The sequence below is a fragment of the Halopseudomonas sabulinigri genome (assembly GCF_900105255.1).
Classification (GTDB): domain Bacteria; phylum Pseudomonadota; class Gammaproteobacteria; order Pseudomonadales; family Pseudomonadaceae; genus Halopseudomonas; species Halopseudomonas sabulinigri.
The window spans coordinates 3,015,001-3,033,690 of sequence record NZ_LT629763.1 but is presented as its reverse complement, the minus strand read 5'-3'; the positions used below and the strand labels follow the sequence as shown (position 1 = coordinate 3,033,690).

Below are 18,690 nucleotides of genomic sequence, written 5' to 3'. Positions count from 1 at the left end.
CCCGAGACGTGGGCAGTTGGTGGTTATTCGGATTCCAGTTCGATGTCGATACCGAGCGAACGGATTTCCTTGACCAATACGTTGAAGGACTCGGGCATGCCCGCCTCCATCCGATGGTCGCCATCCACGATGTTCTTGTACATCTTGGTACGGCCGTTCACGTCGTCCGACTTCACAGTCAGCATTTCTTGCAGGGTGTAGGCGGCACCATAGGCTTCCAGTGCCCAGACCTCCATCTCCCCGAAACGCTGACCACCAAACTGCGCCTTACCACCCAACGGCTGCTGGGTAACCAGGCTGTACGAACCGGTTGAACGTGCGTGCATCTTGTCGTCAACCAGGTGGTTCAGCTTGAGCATGTACATGTAACCAACGGTCACCGGACGGTCGAAGCAGTTGCCGGTACGGCCATCCCACAGACGCATCTGACCACTGTCCGGCAAGTCCGCGAGACGCAGCATGTGCTTGATCTCGGTTTCTGCCGCGCCGTCAAATACCGCTGTCGCCATCGGTACACCGTTACGCAGATTGTTCGCCAGCTCGATGACTTCCTGATCGCTCAGGCTGTCCAGGTTCTCCTGACGGCCGCCTACTTTGTTGTAGACCTCATCAAGGAACTTGCGCAGCTCGGCAATCTTGCGCTGCTCTTCCATCATGCGGTTGATCTTCTCGCCCAACCCCTTGGCCGCAAGACCCAGGTGCGTCTCAAGAATCTGACCCACGTTCATACGCGACGGTACGCCCAGCGGGTTCAAGACGATATCAACCGGCGTGCCGTTCTCATCGTGCGGCATGTCTTCGATCGGCATGATCACGGAGATAACACCCTTGTTACCGTGACGACCGGCCATCTTGTCGCCCGGCTGGATGCGGCGCTTGATAGCCAGGTAAACCTTGACGATCTTCAGCACGCCCGGCGCCAGGTCATCGCCCTGCTGCAGCTTGCGCTTCTTGTCTTCGAACTTCTCGTCGAGCAGTTTGCGACGGTCAACCAGATAGGACTGGGCGCGTTCCAGCTGCTCGTTCAGCGCATCTTCGCTCATGCGCAGCTTGAACCACTGGCCACGCTCGATACCGTCAAGAATGTCGGCATTCAGCGCAGTGCCCTTCTTCAGCCCAGCGCCGCCTTCGACGGTCTGGCCGTCCAGGGCTGCCGCCAGACGCTCGAAGGTCGCGGTTTCAACGATACGGAACTCTTCCTGCAGGTCCTTGCGAATCTCGTCCAGCTGCTCTTTCTCGATGGCCAGGGCGCGCGTGTCGCGCTCAACGCCGTCACGAATGAACACCTGCACGTCGATCACGGTACCCTTGGTGCCGGTTGGCACGCGCAGGGAGGTGTCTTTTACGTCAGACGCCTTTTCACCGAAGATCGCACGCAGCAGCTTCTCTTCTGGTGTCAGCTGAGTTTCGCCCTTGGGCGTGACCTTGCCGACCAGAATGTCGCCAGGGCCAACTTCAGCACCCACGTAAACGATACCCGCTTCATCCAGCTTGCCCAGCGCCGCTTCACCGACGTTGGGGATGTCGGAAGTGATTTCCTCCGGCCCCAGCTTGGTGTCACGGGATACGCAGGTCAGTTCCTGGATGTGAATGGTGGTGAAACGGTCTTCCTGCACCACCCGCTCGGAGACCAGAATGGAGTCTTCGAAGTTGTAACCATTCCAGGGCATGAACGCGACGCGCATGTTCTGACCCAGGGCCAACTCACCCATATCAACGGACGAGCCGTCAGCCAGGATGTCCTTGCCCGCAACCTTGTCGCCTTTCTTCACCAGCGGACGCTGGTTAATGCAGGTGTTCTGGTTGGAACGGGTGTATTTGGTCAGGGTGTAGATATCGACACCCGCTTCGCCCGCTTCCACTTCGTCGTCATTGACACGGACCACGATACGGCTGGCATCAACCGAGTCGATCACCCCGCCACGGCGCGCAGTGACACAGACGCCGGAGTCACGTGCAACGTTGCGCTCCATGCCGGTACCCACCAGCGGCTTCTCGGCACGCAAGGTCGGAACCGCCTGACGCTGCATGTTGGAGCCCATGAGTGCACGGTTGGCGTCATCGTGCTCAAGGAACGGAATCAACGACGCAGCGACCGAAACAACCTGGCGCGGCGATACGTCCATCAAGGTCACTTCCTGCGGCGCCTTGACGGTAAATTCGTTCATGTGACGCACAGCTACCAGATCGTCGGTCAGGCGACCATCTTCAACCTTGGCGCTAGCCTGGGCAATCACGTGATCGGCTTCTTCAATAGCCGACAGGAATACGATTTCGTCGGTGACCAGAGCATCCTTCACCCGGCGGTACGGGCTTTCCAGGAAGCCGTACTGGTTGGTGCGTGCATAGGTAGCCAGCGAGTTGATCAGACCAATGTTCGGACCTTCCGGCGTTTCGATAGGACAAACGCGACCGTAATGGGTCGGGTGTACGTCACGCACTTCGAAGCCGGCACGCTCACGGGTCAGACCACCCGGCCCAAGCGCGGAAACACGGCGCTTGTGGGTAATCTCGGACAGCGGGTTGTTCTGGTCCATAAACTGGGACAGCTGGCTGGAACCGAAGAACTCCTTCACCGCCGCCGCAACCGGCTTGGCGTTGATCAGATCCTGCGGCATCAGGCCTTCGCTTTCAGCCATGGACAGACGCTCTTTGACCGCGCGCTCAACACGCACCAGACCTACACGGAACTGGTTTTCGGCCATTTCACCGACCGAACGGATACGGCGGTTACCCAGGTGATCGATGTCATCCACAACGCCTTTGCCGTTACGGATATCAACCAGGGTCTTGAGCACCTCGATGATGTCTTCCTTGCTCAACACACCCGCGCCTTCGATCTCTTCACGACCGATGCGACGGTTGAACTTCATGCGACCCACGGCTGACAGATCATAGCGGTCACTGCTGAAGAACAGGTTGGCGAACAGGGTTTCTGCTGCGTCCTTGGTTGGCGGCTCGCCAGGACGCATCATGCGGTAGATTTCAACCAAGGCCTCGAGCTGGGTAGTAGTGTTGTCGATACGCAGGGTATCGGACACGAACGGACCACAGTCGATGTCGTTGGTGTACAGCGTTTCCAGGCGAGCGATCTGCGCTTTGGCCAGCTTCGCTACCAGGTCGGCAGTCACTTCAGTGTTGCACTCAACCAGAATCTCGCCAGTGGCCGGATGCACGATCGGCTTGGCAATGGTGCGGCCAATGATGTAATCGAACGGCACTTCGAGGCTGGTAATGCCGGCTTTTTCAAGCTGGCTGATATGACGTGCGGTTACACGGCGACCCTTCTCGACGATAACCTTGCCCTTGCCATCCTTGATGTCAAAGGTGGCGATCTCACCACGCAGGCGCTGCGGCACCAGTTCGAGCATAAGGCTCTCGCCCTGCACTTCGAACACGTTGGTATCGTAGAAAATATCGAGAATTTCTTCGGTCTGGTAGCCCAGCGCACGCAGCAGCACACTCGCCGGCAGCTTGCGACGACGGTCGATACGGACGAATACGCAATCCTTGGGATCGAACTCGAAGTCCAGCCAGGAGCCGCGGTAAGGAATCACGCGGGCCGAGTACAGCAGCTTGCCGGAGCTGTGGGTCTTGCCACGATCGTGGTCAAAGAACACACCAGGGCTACGATGCAACTGGGACACGATGACGCGCTCGGTACCGTTGATTACGAAGGTACCGTTCTCGGTCATCAGGGGGATTTCCCCCATGTAGACTTCCTGCTCCTTGATGTCCTTGATCGCCTTGTTGGACGACTCACGATCAAAGATGATCAGGCGCACTTTTACGCGCAGCGGCACCGCATAGGTCACCCCGCGCAGAACACATTCCTTGACGTCGAACGCCGGATCGCCAAGGCGGTAACCGACATATTCCAGAGCCGCATTACCCGAATAGCTGATAATGGGGAAAACAGATTTGAAGGCCGCGTGCAGACCGATATCACGAACCTGCCCTTTCTCTGACTGGGCTTGCAGGAATTCCCGATAGGAATCCAGCTGAATAGCCAGCAGATAGGGCACATCCATCACATGCGGCAGTTTGCCAAAGTCCTTGCGGATACGTTTTTTCTCAGTATATGAGTAAGCCATCAGCGTTCCCCAGCTTGGTCACCTGCTTGATTGGCTTCCCCGCTGCGCGGGAAAACCTGAAAATGCGTGCAAGCCCTAAGTCTTGCCCACTCGCTTGAGTGCTACCGTCGCCCGCCGACACGGCGGGATACAACGGAAAAAGGCCGGTGGCACACAGGCCACCAGCCATCAATCTGACCGTTGAAATCAGATTGTCGACGCAAGGTCGGGCGAGCTTACTTGAGCTCGACCTTGGCGCCAGCTTCTTCCAGAGTCTTCTTGGCAGCTTCGGCCTCTTCCTTGGAAGCGCCTTCCTTGATGGTGCCAGGAGCGCCGTCAACCAGAGCTTTGGCTTCTTTCAGGCCCAGGCCTGTCAGTTCGCGAACAGCCTTGATGACGTTAACTTTCTTGTCGCCAGTTTCAGTCAGAACGATGTCGAACTCGGTCTGCTCTTCAGCAGCAGCCGGGCCAGCAGCCGGGCCAGCAGCAACAGCAGCAGCAGCAGATACACCGAACTTCTCTTCCATAGCGGAGATCAGTTCTACAACCTGCATAACGGACATTTCGGATACGGCGTTGATGATATCTTCGTTGGTCAGAGCCATGACTCTAAATTCCTGTATTGGGGGACGGCTGAGGCCGTCAAAACATTAAAAGCGTTAAAAGCAAGCGAGGCGCCTATCAGGCAGCTTCGGCTTCCTTCTGATCGCGGACAGCGGCCAAAGTACGAACGAACTTGCTGGTTGCGCCCTGGATAACGCTCATCAGCTGGCTGATGGCCTCGTCGTAGGTCGGCAAAGATGCCAGCTTGTCGATTTCACTTGCTGCAAGGAAGTTGCCTTCAAACGCAGCTGCCTTGATCTCGAACTTGTCCTGGCCCTTGGCGAACTCTTTGAACAGACGAGCAGCAGCGCCCGGATGTTCGTTGGAGAATGCGATCAGGGTAGGACCGACAAAGGTTTCATTCAGGCAAGTGTAATCAGTGCCTTCAATGGCCCGACGCAGCAGAGTGTTACGTACAACGCGTACGTAAACGCCAGCTTCGCGAGCTTCTTTGCGGAGACCAGTCATAGCAGCAACGCTTACGCCGCGGGCATCAGCCACAACAGCAGACAGCGCACCTTTGGCAGCTTCGTTGACTTCAGCGACGATGGCCTTTTTGTCTTCGAGCTTAATTGCCACGGGTTTTACTCCTGGATTTACCATTAACTGCCCTAACGGACAGTGTGTTTTGGTGTCTGATCCAGCCTGCACTGAATCGGGAGCACCATCTGCGTAGGCTTGCTTGTTTAAGGCTTGCGCCGCCTACGGTCTTGGACAGCCCCCGCACGCAGGGACCCCAATAAGTTGGCGCAACACCAAAGTGCTGCGCCGATAGATCACACGTTCAGGGAAGCCTGATCGATCTGCACGCCCGGACCCATAGTGGTGCTCAGGGTGACACGCTTCAGGTAAACGCCCTTGGAAGTGGATGGCTTGGCCTTTTTCAGGTCAGCCAGCAACGCTTCAACGTTTTCTTTCAGCTTGACCGCATCAAAACCAACCTTGCCCACAGAGCAATGGATGATGCCGTTCTTGTCAGTACGGTAGCGAACCTGGCCGGCTTTGGCGTTCTTGACGGCAGTACCCACGTCAGCAGAAACGGTACCAACCTTGGGGTTCGGCATCAGGCCGCGAGGACCCAGAACCTGACCCAACTGACCCACCACGCGCATGGCATCGGGTGATGCGATAACAACGTCGTAGTTCAGATCGCCGGCTTTCATTTCGGCAGCCAGATCGTCCATACCCACTTTATCAGCGCCGGCAGCCAGAGCAGCTTCAGCGTTGGCGCCCTGAGTAAACACAGCAACGCGGACAGTTTTGCCAGTACCGTGCGGCAGCAAAGTCGCGCCACGCACAACCTGGTCAGACTTACGCGGATCAACACCCAGGTTCACCGCAACGTCGAAGGACTCAACAAACTTCACGTTGGACACTTCAGCCAGCACAGCAGCAGCATCTTCGAAGCCATAAGCCTTGTTGGCCTGGACCTTCTCGTTGATTGCCTTTTGACGCTTGGTCAGCTTAGCCATTTACACACCCTCCACGTTAAGGCCCATGCTGCGCGCAGAACCAGCGATGGTGCGCAGTGCAGCTTCCATATCAGCAGCGGTCAGATCAGCCTGCTTGGCATTAACGATCTCTTCGAGCTGAGCGCGGGTAACAGTACCCACTTTCTGGCTATTGGGACGCGGCGAGCCACTCTTCAGACCAGCGGCCTTCTTCAGCAGTACGGCAGCGGGTGTGCTCTTGGTTTCAAAAGTAAAGCTGCGGTCGCTGTATACAGTGATAATCACAGGAGTCGGCAGACCGGGCTCAGCGCCCTGGGTCTTGGCGTTGAACGCCTTGCAGAATTCCATGATATTCACACCGTGCTGACCCAGGGCCGGACCTACCGGCGGACTTGGGTTAGCCTGACCGGCCTTGACTTGCAGCTTGATATAAGCCTGAATCTTCTTTGCCATTGTCTTTCTCCGAAGGGTGATAGCGCCTTGCGGCTTCCCGTTTTAGAAACATTCCCCAACTGACAACAAAACCCCGCATTGCGCCAAGGCATTGCAGGGTTCAGGGGATTGATTGAATTCAGCCCTTTTCGACCTGACCGAACTCGAGCTCCACAGGAGTGGGGCGTCCAAAAATGAGAACAGCCACCTGAACCCGGCTCTTCTCGTAGTTAACCTCTTCAACTACACCGTTGAAGTCTGCAAACGGGCCATCGGTAACGCGAACAACCTCGCCCGGCTCAAACAGCGTCTTGGGCTTGGGCTTGTCGGTACCATCAGCCACGCGACGAAGAATGGCCTCGGCCTCTTTGTCGGTGATAGGCGCTGGCTTATCGGCAGTACCACCAATAAACCCGAGCACACGAGTAGTGTCTTTCACCAAGTGCCAGGTACCTTCGTTCATTTCCATTTGAACAAGAACATAGCCGGGGAAAAACTTACGCTCACTCTTGCGCTTCTGGCCGTTGCGCATTTCCACCACTTCTTCGGTGGGAACCAGGATCTCGCCGAATTGGTCTTCCATTCCGGCCAGCTTGACGCGCTCATGCAGAGAGCGCATAACATGCTTTTCGAAGCCCGAATAGGCATGCACTACGTACCATCGCTTAGACACGGAGCACCCTTAACCAATGAACTGAGAAATAATCCAACCCAGAAACGTATCCAGCCCCCACAAAATCAGGGCCATAACCAAAACCACCGCAACCACAATCATGGTCGTCTGAATGGTTTCGGGCCGGGTCGGCCATACTACTTTGCGTATTTCGATACGCGCTTCTTTCAACAACGCCCAAAATGCCTTGCCTTTACTGGTCTGCAGGGCAACAAAGCCCGCCACAAGACCCAGCACAACCAATGCAACGGCGCGGTACAAAACAGGCTCGGCAGAAAAGTAGGAGTCCCCGAATACACCGACGGAAACCAGTAAAGCCACAACAACCCACTTAACTACGTCGAAGCGGTTATCGTTAAGCTCTGCCTTAGTGCTCATGAATCATTAAATCCTGTTTTGGAAGCCAGATATAAATCTGGCAGGCCAGGAGGGAATCGAACCCCCAACCTGCGGTTTTGGAGACCGCCGCTCTGCCAATTGAGCTACTGGCCTGTAATCGCAGTCGAGCCGGCAATGATACCGGCTCGACAGTTCAAGATCAATGCGAAGTTATTCGATGATCTTGGCAACAACGCCGGCACCAACGGTGCGGCCGCCTTCACGAATCGCAAAGCGCAGACCGTCTTCCATCGCGATCGGCGCGATCAGAGTGACGTCCAGCTTGACGTTATCGCCAGGCATTACCATTTCGATACCTTCCGGCAGTTCGCAGGAACCGGTAACGTCAGTGGTACGGAAGTAGAACTGAGGACGATAGCCTTTGAAGAACGGAGTGTGACGACCGCCTTCATCCTTGCCCAGCACGTACACTTCAGCTTCAAACTTGGTGTGCGGATTGATAGTACCCGGCTTGGCCAGAACCTGACCACGCTCTACGTCTTCACGCTTGGTACCACGCAGCAGAACACCAACGTTCTCACCGGCACGACCTTCGTCCAGCAGCTTGCGGAACATTTCAACGCCAGTACAGGTAGTCTTGACAGTGGCCTTGATACCAACGATCTCAACTTCCTCACCCACCTTGACGATGCCGCGCTCTACACGACCAGTCACAACAGTACCGCGACCAGAGATGGAGAATACGTCTTCGATCGGCATCAGGAACGGCTTGTCAATCGCACGCTCAGGCTCAGGAATATAGGAATCCAGAGTCTCAACCAGCTTCTTGACCGCAGTGGTGCCGATTTCGTTGTCGTCTTTGCCTTCCAGCGCCATCAGTGCAGAACCGATAACGATAGGCGTGTCGTCGCCAGGAAAATCGTATGCGCTCAGCAGATCGCGCACTTCCATCTCGACCAGCTCCAGCAGCTCTTCGTCATCGACCATGTCAGCCTTGTTCAGGAACACGACGATGTAAGGAACGCCAACCTGACGAGACAGCAGGATGTGCTCGCGAGTCTGCGGCATCGGGCCGTCAGCAGCGGAACAAACCAGGATTGCACCATCCATCTGCGCAGCACCGGTGATCATGTTCTTCACATAGTCAGCGTGACCAGGGCAGTCAACGTGCGCGTAGTGACGAGTCGGAGAATCGTACTCTACGTGCGAGGTGTTGATGGTGATGCCACGTGCCTTCTCTTCCGGCGCGTTATCGATCTGGTCGAAAGCGCGAGCGGAGCCACCGTATACTTCGGCGCAAACACGGGTCAATGCAGCTGTCAGAGTAGTTTTACCATGGTCAACGTGACCAATGGTGCCTACGTTCAGGTGCGGTTTGCTACGTTCGAACTTCTCTTTAGCCATCGAGAGATCCCCTATTCGTGAGAGCAATGCGCGTGTCACGCGACCATTAAATAAAAGGCAGATATTCGCATATCTGCCTTGATACTGGAGCTCATGAGCGGATTTGAACCGCTGACCTCACCCTTACCAAGGGTGTGCTCTACCAACTGAGCTACATGAGCTTACACATCATTGCATTGCCAGAGCTGGAGCGGGTAGCGGGAATCGAACCCGCACCATCAGCTTGGAAGGCTGAGGTTCTACCGTTGAACTATACCCGCCAAGTGCCTGGCTAACGCGAAATCTGGTGGAGGGGGAAGGATTCGAACCTTCGAAGGCTAAGCCGTCAGATTTACAGTCTGATCCCTTTGACCGCTCGGGAACCCCTCCGTAAAAGAGGCGCCATTTTCATCACTTGGCACCACTCTGTCAACACTTTTATTAGCAAAAACACTTACTTGAAAGCTGTTTAAAACCAACAAAAGCACTTCTCGGCAAAGCGATGCCTTGAAGCGGGCGCCATTCTAGGGGATGTTGCGCGCTTTAGCAACGCCGTCACAGGCCTGATACTGACGCTGCATGGCCGGAAAGTCTTTACGCAAACGTGCCAGCATCGCCTGATCGAGCAGCCGGCGCGCTTGCGGCGGCACCTGCAACAGATACTGATCGCGGCTTTTCTCTACCGCCTCGATACGCACCTCATAGCCTTCCGCCTCGAGCTGAGCCTGACGCGCCGCGGCGTACTCCTGCTGACTGAACACGCCCAGTGACAGATTGCCCGCCAGCCGTCCGCGGGTAATCACAAAGCTGTCGATGCCGCGCTCCTGCAGCAGCGACAGGCGAGCCAGCGCGCCCTGGCTGCCCCCACTGACCGCCATCACCAGCCAGTAGTCTGTGGTCGTGACCACCTCCCGGGTGATCAGCTCCGCCGGCACATCCACTGCAAGCAAGCGCTGCTGCAACTGGTCAACTTCGGCACGCGCACTGAAGGTACCCAACATAACGCACAGCGCCGGGGGCGCCTCACCCTGCTCGACCGCCACGGGCTGCGATTGAGGGGGCGGCGTAGCCGGACGCGAGTCCAGCCCATCGTCAGCAGCCGCTGCGACAGTGGTCGCGGCGTTCTGCGCCGGCACATCGTCAGCAAAGCGCCAGCCGCCGATTTGCCATTGCCAGAGCGCATACAACACGTTCAGCAGCAACAGAAACAGGAATAGCGAGCGCATCAGTCAATCTCCATAGGGCAGGCGAGCGCGAGCCCGTCGAACACCAGATCGCTCAGGGTATGACAGGTTTCGGGAAGCGCCTCCGCCATAGTTTCGGCATCCCCCCCAGTCAGGATGACTACCATTTCATCCCCAAGAACCTGCCGCGCCACGCGTAGTTGCTCGCGCACAAACCCCACGAGCATCAAATCGCAGCCAAATTCGACGGCCTCTGCCGTCGTACTTCCCGGGATAGGCTGCAGCAGATCACCGCGCAGTGATTGCTCGTAGCGGATCAATCGCGTGTGCCGTTGCAGGCTGCCGCGCAGTAGCTTGCTGCCCGGCGCGATATAGCCACCCAGATGCTGGCCCGCCGCATCAACAAAATCGACAGTCACCGCGGTGCCCAGGTCAATGACCACGCAGGCACGGTGGCAATGGTTGTAGCCGGCGACCAAGGCCAGCCAGCGATCCATACCCAGCTTGCCGTGATCGGCGTAGCCGTTCCGCACACCGGCCAGTTCCGCACGACTCTTTGCCAGCACCGGGTGCAGCTTGAGCCAACTGGTCAACTGATCCATTACGACCTGGGTTTCATCAGCCGAGCGCACACTGACCAGCCGGCAACCGTGAATTTCACGCTCCTGCCCCCCCAATAGACACTGCAGCTCGACCAGGTCCGGGGCCATGTCGCGGTCACGCACACGGCCTTCGCGATCGAGCAAGCGCCACTTGATCAGCGTATTACCGCAATCGAGCTCAAGAAGCATGGCTTAACCTCAAACTGACCTCGCCACCACTGACCTGCCGCTCTCCCTCTGCGGTCAACAGACGCAATGCACCAGTGGTATCCACGCCCAGATTAGACCCCACCAGAATATTCGCACCGGATATCACCTGAACCTCGGCACCCAACCAGGCATCGCAAGCCTGCCATTGCGCCTGAAATGCGGCAAACCCATCCCGAGCAAACAACGCCAGCGCCTGCGCAAGCCGCTGCGCAAAGGCGGCAATCAGCTGGTTACGATCCAACAGCGCCTTCTGGCCACTACGGCGTAGCGACGTCCAGCCCTGATCTATAGTGCCATCCTGCTCCATGAGCACATTGACGCCAACACCAATAACCACCACTGCATCTGCGGTAAGATCGCCACTGATCTCCAGCAGCACACCGGCCAATTTAGCGCCATTGAGTAAAATGTCGTTCGGCCACTTCAGTTGGCATCCTTGGTAACCACAGGCGTCCAGCGTCTGTACCAGGGTAAGCCCCACCACCAGGCTCAGCCCTTCCAACCCCTGCGCGCCACCACTCACAGGCTCGACAAAAGACATATAAAGGTTTTGACCAAAGGGGCTGCTCCACTGTCGGCCACGGCGGCCACGACCAGCGGTCTGCTGCTCGGCGATCACCACCAAGGGGCGCACACCGGACTCGGCTATCAGCCGCTGGGCCTGCGCATTGGTGGAGTCGACCTGCTGGTAAAGATGCCATTGCCAACGCAGCTGCAATGGCGCAGGCAGCGCCGCTTGGACTAGATCACAATCCAGCAGCACGGCCCCCGGCGGAATGCGGTAACCCTTGCCGCGCACCCGATGCAGGGGGAAGCCCTGCTGCTCAAGCCGCTGAAGCGACTTCCAGATTGCCGCGCGACTGACGCCAAGCTGCTCGCCGAGCTTTTCGCCCGAATGAAATTGGCCGTCGGCCAGCAGCGCAAGAATCGCATGCAACATGAGTCAGCAGCACCCAGATGGAGAAACCGCACATCATACCGTTGCCGGAGCTCTGCCGCTATCCTCAGTCGGGGAGGTCCCAGAAGGGGCGCGCCGCTTCATTCAAGGCCTCAGCGCGCGACACGCCGATATCATTCAACTGGTGCTGTGGCAAACTGGCCAGCAAACGACGCTCGTAGCTGACCCTTTGCCAGCGGCGCAATAACAGCCAGCCGCGCAAGGTCATTTTCACCAGCGCCTGCCACCAAACCAACCGCCTCAGTGCCCCGCGGTACACTAACGCTTTCATATCTTCTTCCTCCTGACAATGGAGAAAGTCTGCGCGCCGGAGTAACATCAATCCAACGAATGTTTTTTATGCGATACATCTGCGAGATTGATTTATGGCCGAATACCCCACCATCGATAGCGAACTGCTGCGCACCTTTGTCGCCATAGCCGATCAGGGCGGCTTCACGCGAGCCGCCGAGGTGCTCAACCGCACTCAATCGGCAGTGAGCATGCAAATGAAACGGCTCGAGATGGACGTGGTAAAGCGCAATCTGTTCCAACGCGCCGGCCGGCAGCTGGAGCTCACGGCAGAAGGTCAGTTACTGCTCAGCTATGCCAGACGCATTCTCAAGCTACAAGGCGAGATCATCAGCACCTTGCGCGAGCCACACATGGTCGGCTCGGTAAGCATTGGCACACCGGATGACTACGTCATGCGCTTTTTGCCCAGCATTCTTGCTCGCTTTGCCCAGAGCTACCCGATGGTTCAGGTCGAACTGCACTGCGAGCCCTCCTATCAGTTGCTGCAGCGCAAGGATCTGGACCTGACCATAGTCACTCGCAAGCCGGGAACGGAAATCGGCCAGCTACTACGCCAGGAGAAAATGGTTTGGGCGCAGGCCGCCGGCTTTGCCCTACAGGAGCAAAGCAGCTTGCCACTGGCCATGTTTAACAACGACTGTTTCTGCCGAGAGTGGGCTTGCAATGCACTGGATACCATGGAGCGCGACTACCGTGTGGCTTACACCAGCCCCAGCCTGTCCGCAATCATGGCCGTGGTCGGCGCTGGCCTGGCAATTACCGCGCAACTGGAAAGCCTCATCCCGGCAGACATGCAGATTATTGGCGAGGAGCACGGCCTGCCAAGCATGCCTTCCGCCAGCATAGTGCTGCTGCGCAATCCACAGGCGCAAAGCCCGATTACCGAGTGTCTAGCAGAGTACGTGGCTGAAGGCTTCAGGCTTTGAGGGCTGCGCCCTGATAGAGATAGGTCATAGGCCGCGGTCCGGCGATATAAGCTTGGCGCAGCTCCTGCAGGGCAAATCCGGCCTGCTGCAGCAAGCCCGGAATATCACGATCTAGGTGGCAACCACCGGCGATTGGCTTCCACCACGGTGTCAGACGGCGTTGCCAACGCTGCACCGATGCCTCGTTCGACAAACCGTGCTCACAGAACAGTAACTGCCCCTTGGGCTTCAGCACGCGCCGCATTTCTACTAGCGCGGGCAAGGGGTCGGCGATACTGCACAGGGTAAAAGTCATGACTACAGTGTCGTAACTGTCGGCAGCAGAAGCGATACCGTCCGCGCCAACGGCAATCATCTCGACCGGAATGGCAATTTGCGCAGCGCGCTTGCGTGCCAAAGCCTGCATCTGCGCGGCCGGATCCACACCGACAATTCGGCTAACCCGCCCCGCATCGTAGTACTGCAAGTTCAAGCCAGTACCCATGCCCACTTCGAGCACCGCGCCACGCGCCTGCGGTATCAGCTCGGCGCGACGGCGCATGACATCACCCATGCCACAGGCAGCATCAATCAAGCGGGGCAGGACAAAGCGCTCATACGGATTCATGCTACCTCCGGTCCTGCTGACTAGAACGATTAGCCGTCGACCCAGCTTAGCGTGCGGGGGTGCGAGCGCTGCACATCGAACAGGTGCCCGACGTCGGGTACCGCGTAGCATCGGTCACCGCGTTGCGGTTGCCAGCGGTTGAACTCGACGTGGCTGATACCCACCTCCCATGGCTCCTGCGCCTGCCAACCACAAGGGGTAAGCTCAAGGCGAACCTCAGCGCCGATCAGGCTGATGGACTCAATCTGCAGCGGCAGATGCGCATGACCTGCGGGGCAGTCCTGCAGACGCACCTCGTGCGGCCGCAGGTAGAGCTGAACCTCACCGGCGCAATGCAGGTCACCCGGCAAGGTGACCCAGGCTTCGCCTTGAACCACTCGCTGGTCCCGCAGCGTACCATCGAGTACGTTCACATGACCAAGAAAGTCGAACACAAAGCGGCTTTCCGGCTCGGCGTACAATGCCTGCGGGTGGTCAACCTGCTCAATCTTGCCCGCGCTCATCACTACCACCCGGTCAGACAGCTCCAGCGCCTCCTCCTGGTCGTGGGTAACAAACACACTGGTGAAGTGCAGCTCGTCGTGCAGGGCACGCAACCAGCGACGCAGGTCTTTGCGCACTTTGGCATCCAGCGCACCAAAAGGCTCGTCGAGCAGTAATATCTGTGGCTGCATGGCCAACGCGCGCGCCAACGCGATACGCTGCTTCTGCCCCCCGGAGAGTTGCGAGGGGTAGCGGTTACCAAGGTGCGCCAACTGAACCATATCCAGCAGATCAGCCACCTGCCGGCGAATCTGCGCCGCAGCGGGCCGCTCGGCACGGGGCAACACCTCAAGGCCAAAGGCAATGTTCTGCGCCACGGTCATATGCCGGAACAACGCATAGTGCTGAAACACGAAACCGACTCGACGCTCGCGCACATGCAGCGCCGTCACGTCCTGATCATGAAACAGAATACGCCCCTGCTCAGCGGTCTCCAGACCGGCAATAATTCGCAGCAGCGTGGTCTTGCCAGAGCCCGACGGCCCCAGCAGACCAGTCAACTGGCCATCGGGGATATCCAGCGAGATATCCTTCAAGGCCTGAAACTGACCAAAATACTTGTTGATACCCTCTAATCTGATACTCATCAAAGACTGTCCGCCTGGTCTGATTCGGGGGCACGTTGGCGCGCCTGACGCCACTCCACAAAGCTCTTCACCAGCAGGGTCAGCAGTGCAATACCAGCCAGGAGCGAGGCGCTGGTAAATGCGCCGGCAACGTTGTAATCCTGATACAACAGCTCAACATGCAGCGGCAGGGTATTGGTTTCGCCACGGATGTTGCCGGACACTACCGACACCGCGCCAAACTCGCCGACCGCTCGCGCATTGGTCAAGACCACGCCATACAGCAGCGCCCACTGAATATTTGGCAAGGTGACCTTACGAAACAACTGCCAGCCAGAGGCGCCGAGCACTACTGCAGCCTCCTCTTCTTCCCGCCCCTGCTGCTGCATCAATGGAATAAGCTCACGCGCAACAAAGGGGCAAGTAACAAATACCGTCACCATGACAATACCCGGCCAGGCGAACATCAACTGGATATCCTGGTCCATCAACCAACTTCCCAGCCAACCATTGCTGCCATACAGCAGCAGGTACAGTAGGCCTGCGACCACAGGAGAAACGGCAAAGGGAATGTCGATCAGAGTAATCAGCAACTTGCGGCCCGGGAACTCGAAACGCGTCACCAGCCAAGCGAGAAACACCCCAAACACCAAATTGATCGGCACCGTGATGGCGGCGACCAGAAGCGTCAGGCCTATTGCAGACAGGGTATAGGTGTCGGTCAAGTTGACCCACAAACTCTCAGTGCCGGCCGAGAAGGCCTGGGCAAAAATCAATATAAGAGGCACTACCAGCAGCAACAGTACAAGCGCCAATGCCGAACCAATGAGGCTCCATTTGACCCAGGGCTGGTCACCAATGCGTAACGTAGACTTGGATTTGCTCATGCCTTAGCGTCCGTGCAGGCGACGCAGATAACGCGCCTGCCACAAGTTGATCGCCAGCAGCAGCACCAACGACGCGATCAGTACCACCGAAGCAATCGCGCTGGCCGCCGCATAGTCATACTCCTGCAGCCGCACGAAAATCATCAGACTGGTGATCTCACTGACATAAGGCATATTACCGGCGATAAAGATGACTGCGCCAAACTCGCCGAGACTACGGGTAAACGAGAGCGCTACTCCGGTCAAAAGAGCTGGCCACAAGGCGGGGAACAACACGCGACGAAACACCGTCCAGTCACTCGCGCCCATACTGACTGCCGCCTCTTCGTCTTCCGGCGCAAGGTCTTCGAGCACCGGCTGAACCGTCCTGACCACAAAGGGTAAACTGGTAAACGACATAGCAACAATAATACCCAGAGGGGTAAAGGCAACCTTGATCCCGACAGCAGCCAGCAGCTGACCATACCAACCGCCTTCGGAGAACAACGCCGCGAGGGTGATGCCGGCCACCGCTGTGGGCAGCGCAAACGGTAGATCCATCAGCGCATCGACAATCCGTTTGCCCCAAAACTCATAGCGCACCAACACCCAGGCCAACAGCAGCCCGACCACCCCGTTGAACACCGAAGCGATGGCAGCGGCCCAAAGCGTCACGCGATAGGATGCAACCACACGCTCGTCACTGATTACTGCCCAGTATTGCACCCAGCTCATATCGGCGGCCTGCATGACCAGGCCGGTCAATGGCAGCAGCAGCACCAGCCCAATAAAGAGCAGTGAGACACCAAGACTCAAAGCAAAGCCCGGCAAAACGCGCTTGCCGGGCTTGTTGTTTCTCGCCAGTGCCGGACTGGCCAAGGAAGCTCTCATGAAGTGATTCGATTACCTGCGTTGAAGTTGGTCCAGTTTACCACCACTGGCGAAGTGGACCTGCATCGCATTCTCCCAGCTGCCTGCAATCTCCTCGATCGGCAACAGCTCAAGCTCGGGGAACTTGTCCGCGAACTCCTTTTTTACTGTCTCGTTGTGCACACGATAATAGAACCCGGCAATCAAGCGCTGAGCAGGCTCGCTGTACAAGTGTTCAAGGTAGGCCTTGGAAACCGCTTCCGTGCCGTTACGCTCGACGTTGCGATCAATCCAGGTAACCGGAAACTCAGCCAGAAAGCTGACTTTTGGCACAACTACCTCGAAACCGGCGTCCGGATTCTGCGCCACGATGTTATTGACCTCAGACTCAAAGGTGAGCAAAACGTCGCCAATACCACGCTCGATAAAAGTCGTGGTTGCCCCGCGCCCGCCGGTGTCAAATACGGCAACATTACCCAGGAACGATTTCAAATAAGCGTCGGACTTGGCCTCGTCACCCGGATAGGCTTTTTGCGCATACCCCAGGGCCGCCAAATAGCTATAACGGCCATTACCCGAAGTTTTCGGATTGGGCATCACCGAGCTGACGTCTTCACGAGCCAGGTCATCCCAATTCTGAATATGCTTTGGGTTACCCTTGCGCACCAGAAAGGCCATGGTGGAGTAATAGGGCGAACTGGCGTTAGGCAAACGCTCCCGCCAATCAACAGGAATCAATTTTCCGCGCTGCTGCAGGATGTCGACATCGGTCACCTGGTTGTAAGTGACTACGTCTGCGCGCAAGCCCTGCAGAATCGCTTGCGCCTGCCGGGAGGAGCCACCGTGTGACTGTTTGATCTCGATGCTCTTGCCGGTCTCCTGCTGCCAGTATTCGCTGAACTCTGCGTTATAGGCCGAGAAGAGTTCACGCGCGATGTCATAGGAGGAGTTGAGTATTTCCTGATCTACCGCCTGAACCGGGGCAACCATGCCGACACTCATAGCCAGCATACCGACCAGCCCTTTCAAGCGCCCCGCTACCGAAAAACCAGAAACCATACCATCCTCCTACGCCTATCAAACAAACAGGCAATGATTACGAATAGGGGTAAAGCCTACAGAAAGCCCAAGGCTAGAACAATCAAGCCTTTATATGGATTTGCTTATTACATAAAGCACTAAATAATAAGACTAGCGAGCAACTCTGGCTGCCGTCCGCTTGAACCCGCACTCAGCAAGCGACCAGCATCAAGGCAGTGGCGGCCTCGCCGCGCAGAAGGCCCTTGAGCTTTAAGGCCAGGCGCGGCTTTTCTTCCACGCAAAGTAAAACCCCCGATCTGTTTCCAGATCGGGGGTTTTGGTATAAGCGCTTGACGATGACCTACTCTCACATGGGGAGACCCCACACTACCATCGGCGATGCATCGTTTCACTTCTGAGTTCGGGATGGGATCAGGTGGTTCCAATGCTCTATTGTCGTCAAGCAATTCGTTACTGCCCGGCGAGCCGAACAGCTTAAAAGCTTGAATAGGTGATAGAAGAACGGTAAGTCGTAATCTCGACAAGTTCTAGAATTGTCATTCTGTGTGCCTGATAACACCAGATTGCTTGGGTGTTATATGGTCAAGCCACACGGGCAATTAGTATTGGTTAGCTCAACGCCTCACAGCGCTTACACACCCAACCTATCAACGTCGTAGTCTTCGACGGCCCTTTAGGGGAGTCAAGCTCCCAGTGAGATCTCATCTTGAGGCAAGTTTCCCGCTTAGATGCTTTCAGCGGTTATCTTTTCCGAACGTAGCTACCCGGCAATGCATCTGGCGATACAACCGGAACACCAGGGGTTCGTCCATCCCGGTCCTCTCGTACTAAGGACAGCCCCTCTCAAATCTCAAACGTCCACGGCAGATAGGGACCGAACTGTCTCACGACGTTCTAAACCCAGCTCGCGTACCACTTTAAATGGCGAACAGCCATACCCTTGGGACCGGCTTCAGCCCCAGGATGTGATGAGCCGACATCGAGGTGCCAAACACCGCCGTCGATATGAACTCTTGGGCGGTATCAGCCTGTTATCCCCGGAGTACCTTTTATCCGTTGAGCGATGGCC

At 57.0% G+C, this 18,690-nt stretch carries 18 protein-coding genes, 4 tRNA genes and 2 rRNA genes (1 of these 24 only partly in view); 1 reads left to right on the top strand and 23 read right to left on the bottom strand.

Annotated elements, in window-relative coordinates:
* Positions 1-23 precede the first annotated feature (23 nt).
* From rpoB to BLU26_RS13690, 16 genes are all read right to left on the bottom strand, one after another.
* Positions 24-4,094, bottom strand: a complete 4,071-nt coding sequence (rpoB, locus tag BLU26_RS13765; RefSeq protein ID WP_092287464.1) for a DNA-directed RNA polymerase subunit beta — start codon at positions 4,092-4,094, stop codon at positions 24-26.
* Between the two features lie 215 nt (positions 4,095-4,309).
* Positions 4,310-4,678, bottom strand: a complete 369-nt coding sequence (gene rplL / locus BLU26_RS13760; protein WP_092287463.1) for a 50S ribosomal protein L7/L12 — start codon at positions 4,676-4,678, stop codon at positions 4,310-4,312.
* A 76-nt stretch (positions 4,679-4,754) separates the two neighbouring features.
* On the bottom strand, positions 4,755-5,255 hold the full coding sequence (gene rplJ / locus BLU26_RS13755) for a 50S ribosomal protein L10 (RefSeq protein ID WP_092287462.1): 501 nt from the start codon (positions 5,253-5,255) through the stop codon (positions 4,755-4,757).
* A 197-nt stretch (positions 5,256-5,452) separates the two neighbouring features.
* Positions 5,453-6,148, bottom strand: a complete 696-nt coding sequence (gene rplA, locus BLU26_RS13750; protein WP_092287461.1) for a 50S ribosomal protein L1 — start codon at positions 6,146-6,148, stop codon at positions 5,453-5,455.
* Positions 6,149-6,580 carry a 50S ribosomal protein L11 gene (gene rplK / locus BLU26_RS13745; RefSeq protein ID WP_092287460.1) on the bottom strand — a complete coding sequence of 144 codons (432 nt, stop codon included), beginning with the start codon at positions 6,578-6,580 and terminating at the stop codon, positions 6,149-6,151.
* Between the two features lie 118 nt (positions 6,581-6,698).
* The gene (gene nusG / locus BLU26_RS13740; protein ID WP_092287459.1) at positions 6,699-7,232 is read right to left on the bottom strand and encodes a transcription termination/antitermination protein NusG; all 534 of its coding nucleotides are present in this window, start codon (positions 7,230-7,232) and stop codon (positions 6,699-6,701) included.
* Positions 7,233-7,241: 9 nt separating this feature from the next.
* Positions 7,242-7,610 (bottom strand): preprotein translocase subunit SecE, encoded by a 369-nt coding sequence (gene secE, locus BLU26_RS13735; RefSeq protein WP_092287458.1) that lies wholly within the window; start codon positions 7,608-7,610, stop codon positions 7,242-7,244.
* A 38-nt stretch (positions 7,611-7,648) separates the two neighbouring features.
* Positions 7,649-7,724, bottom strand: a tRNA-Trp gene (locus BLU26_RS13730).
* A gap of 57 nt (positions 7,725-7,781) precedes the next feature.
* On the bottom strand, positions 7,782-8,975 hold the full coding sequence (gene tuf / locus BLU26_RS13725; protein ID WP_092287457.1) for an elongation factor Tu: 1,194 nt from the start codon (positions 8,973-8,975) through the stop codon (positions 7,782-7,784).
* 85 nt (positions 8,976-9,060) lie between these two features.
* Positions 9,061-9,136, bottom strand: a tRNA-Thr gene (locus BLU26_RS13720).
* 25 nt (positions 9,137-9,161) lie between these two features.
* Positions 9,162-9,235: transfer RNA gene (locus BLU26_RS13715), tRNA-Gly, on the bottom strand.
* A gap of 24 nt (positions 9,236-9,259) precedes the next feature.
* Positions 9,260-9,344 (bottom strand) — tRNA-Tyr (locus tag BLU26_RS13710).
* A 134-nt stretch (positions 9,345-9,478) separates the two neighbouring features.
* Positions 9,479-10,180 (bottom strand): SPOR domain-containing protein, encoded by a 702-nt coding sequence (locus tag BLU26_RS13705; protein ID WP_092287456.1) that lies wholly within the window; start codon positions 10,178-10,180, stop codon positions 9,479-9,481.
* Entirely contained in the window at positions 10,180-10,929 is a 750-nt protein-coding gene (locus BLU26_RS13700; protein ID WP_092287455.1) for a type III pantothenate kinase, read from the bottom strand. Before BLU26_RS13700 ends, BLU26_RS13705 begins: the two co-directional genes overlap by 1 nt.
* Complete coding sequence (gene birA / locus BLU26_RS13695; RefSeq protein WP_231701951.1) at positions 10,919-11,890, bottom strand: bifunctional biotin--[acetyl-CoA-carboxylase] ligase/biotin operon repressor BirA; 972 nt, start codon at positions 11,888-11,890, stop codon at positions 10,919-10,921. Before birA ends, BLU26_RS13700 begins: the two co-directional genes overlap by 11 nt.
* A gap of 64 nt (positions 11,891-11,954) precedes the next feature.
* A complete protein-coding gene (locus BLU26_RS13690; protein ID WP_157719373.1) occupies positions 11,955-12,179 on the bottom strand; it encodes a DUF1127 domain-containing protein in 225 nt (74 codons plus the stop codon).
* Between the two features lie 94 nt (positions 12,180-12,273).
* Between BLU26_RS13690 and BLU26_RS13685 the strand changes: the two genes are divergently transcribed.
* Positions 12,274-13,128, top strand: coding sequence for a LysR substrate-binding domain-containing protein (locus BLU26_RS13685; RefSeq protein ID WP_092287453.1), 855 nt, complete (start codon positions 12,274-12,276; stop codon positions 13,126-13,128).
* Here the strand turns inward: BLU26_RS13685 and BLU26_RS13680 are convergent.
* The 7 genes from BLU26_RS13680 to BLU26_RS13650 form a co-directional block, all read right to left on the bottom strand.
* Positions 13,118-13,735, bottom strand: a complete 618-nt coding sequence (locus BLU26_RS13680) for a class I SAM-dependent methyltransferase (protein WP_092287452.1) — start codon at positions 13,733-13,735, stop codon at positions 13,118-13,120. The genes BLU26_RS13685 and BLU26_RS13680 overlap by 11 nt on opposite strands.
* Before the next feature lie 29 nt (positions 13,736-13,764).
* The gene (locus BLU26_RS13675) at positions 13,765-14,865 is read right to left on the bottom strand and encodes a sulfate/molybdate ABC transporter ATP-binding protein (RefSeq protein WP_092287451.1); all 1,101 of its coding nucleotides are present in this window, start codon (positions 14,863-14,865) and stop codon (positions 13,765-13,767) included.
* Positions 14,865-15,731, bottom strand: coding sequence for a sulfate/thiosulfate ABC transporter permease CysW (gene cysW / locus BLU26_RS13670; RefSeq protein WP_092287450.1), 867 nt, complete (start codon positions 15,729-15,731; stop codon positions 14,865-14,867). The genes BLU26_RS13675 and cysW overlap by 1 nt, the downstream gene beginning before the upstream one ends.
* Before the next feature lie 3 nt (positions 15,732-15,734).
* Positions 15,735-16,574 (bottom strand): sulfate/thiosulfate ABC transporter permease CysT, encoded by an 840-nt coding sequence (gene cysT / locus BLU26_RS13665; protein WP_407920353.1) that lies wholly within the window; start codon positions 16,572-16,574, stop codon positions 15,735-15,737.
* Between the two features lie 39 nt (positions 16,575-16,613).
* Positions 16,614-17,639, bottom strand: coding sequence for a thiosulfate ABC transporter substrate-binding protein CysP (gene cysP, locus BLU26_RS13660; protein ID WP_092287448.1), 1,026 nt, complete (start codon positions 17,637-17,639; stop codon positions 16,614-16,616).
* 309 nt (positions 17,640-17,948) lie between these two features.
* Positions 17,949-18,064: ribosomal RNA gene (gene rrf, locus BLU26_RS13655) — 5S ribosomal RNA — on the bottom strand.
* Between the two features lie 135 nt (positions 18,065-18,199).
* Positions 18,200-18,690, bottom strand: a 23S ribosomal RNA gene (locus BLU26_RS13650) (it continues 2,398 nt past the right edge of the window).

What these genes read in the sequence shown, in the direction of transcription:
- secE (WP_092287458.1), bottom strand. Translation starts at nt 7,610, where the DNA reads ATGAGCACTAAGGCAGAGCTTAACGATAACCGCTTCGACGTAGTTAAG.
- BLU26_RS13690 (WP_157719373.1), bottom strand. Translation starts at nt 12,179, where the DNA reads ATGAAAGCGTTAGTGTACCGCGGGGCACTGAGGCGGTTGGTTTGGTGG.
- cysP (WP_092287448.1), bottom strand. Translation starts at nt 17,639, where the DNA reads ATGGTTTCTGGTTTTTCGGTAGCGGGGCGCTTGAAAGGGCTGGTCGGT.
- BLU26_RS13700 (WP_092287455.1), bottom strand. Translation starts at nt 10,929, where the DNA reads ATGCTTCTTGAGCTCGATTGCGGTAATACGCTGATCAAGTGGCGCTTG.
- tuf (WP_092287457.1), bottom strand. Translation starts at nt 8,975, where the DNA reads ATGGCTAAAGAGAAGTTCGAACGTAGCAAACCGCACCTGAACGTAGGC.
- rplL (WP_092287463.1), bottom strand. Translation starts at nt 4,678, where the DNA reads ATGGCTCTGACCAACGAAGATATCATCAACGCCGTATCCGAAATGTCC.
- BLU26_RS13705 (WP_092287456.1), bottom strand. Translation starts at nt 10,180, where the DNA reads ATGCGCTCGCTATTCCTGTTTCTGTTGCTGCTGAACGTGTTGTATGCG.
- cysW (WP_092287450.1), bottom strand. Translation starts at nt 15,731, where the DNA reads ATGAGCAAATCCAAGTCTACGTTACGCATTGGTGACCAGCCCTGGGTC.
- BLU26_RS13685 (WP_092287453.1), top strand. Translation starts at nt 12,274, where the DNA reads ATGGCCGAATACCCCACCATCGATAGCGAACTGCTGCGCACCTTTGTC.
- birA (WP_231701951.1), bottom strand. Translation starts at nt 11,890, where the DNA reads ATGTTGCATGCGATTCTTGCGCTGCTGGCCGACGGCCAATTTCATTCG.
- rplK (WP_092287460.1), bottom strand. Translation starts at nt 6,580, where the DNA reads ATGGCAAAGAAGATTCAGGCTTATATCAAGCTGCAAGTCAAGGCCGGT.
- BLU26_RS13680 (WP_092287452.1), bottom strand. Translation starts at nt 13,735, where the DNA reads ATGAATCCGTATGAGCGCTTTGTCCTGCCCCGCTTGATTGATGCTGCC.
- rplA (WP_092287461.1), bottom strand. Translation starts at nt 6,148, where the DNA reads ATGGCTAAGCTGACCAAGCGTCAAAAGGCAATCAACGAGAAGGTCCAG.
- rpoB (WP_092287464.1), bottom strand. Translation starts at nt 4,094, where the DNA reads ATGGCTTACTCATATACTGAGAAAAAACGTATCCGCAAGGACTTTGGC.
- BLU26_RS13675 (WP_092287451.1), bottom strand. Translation starts at nt 14,865, where the DNA reads ATGAGTATCAGATTAGAGGGTATCAACAAGTATTTTGGTCAGTTTCAG.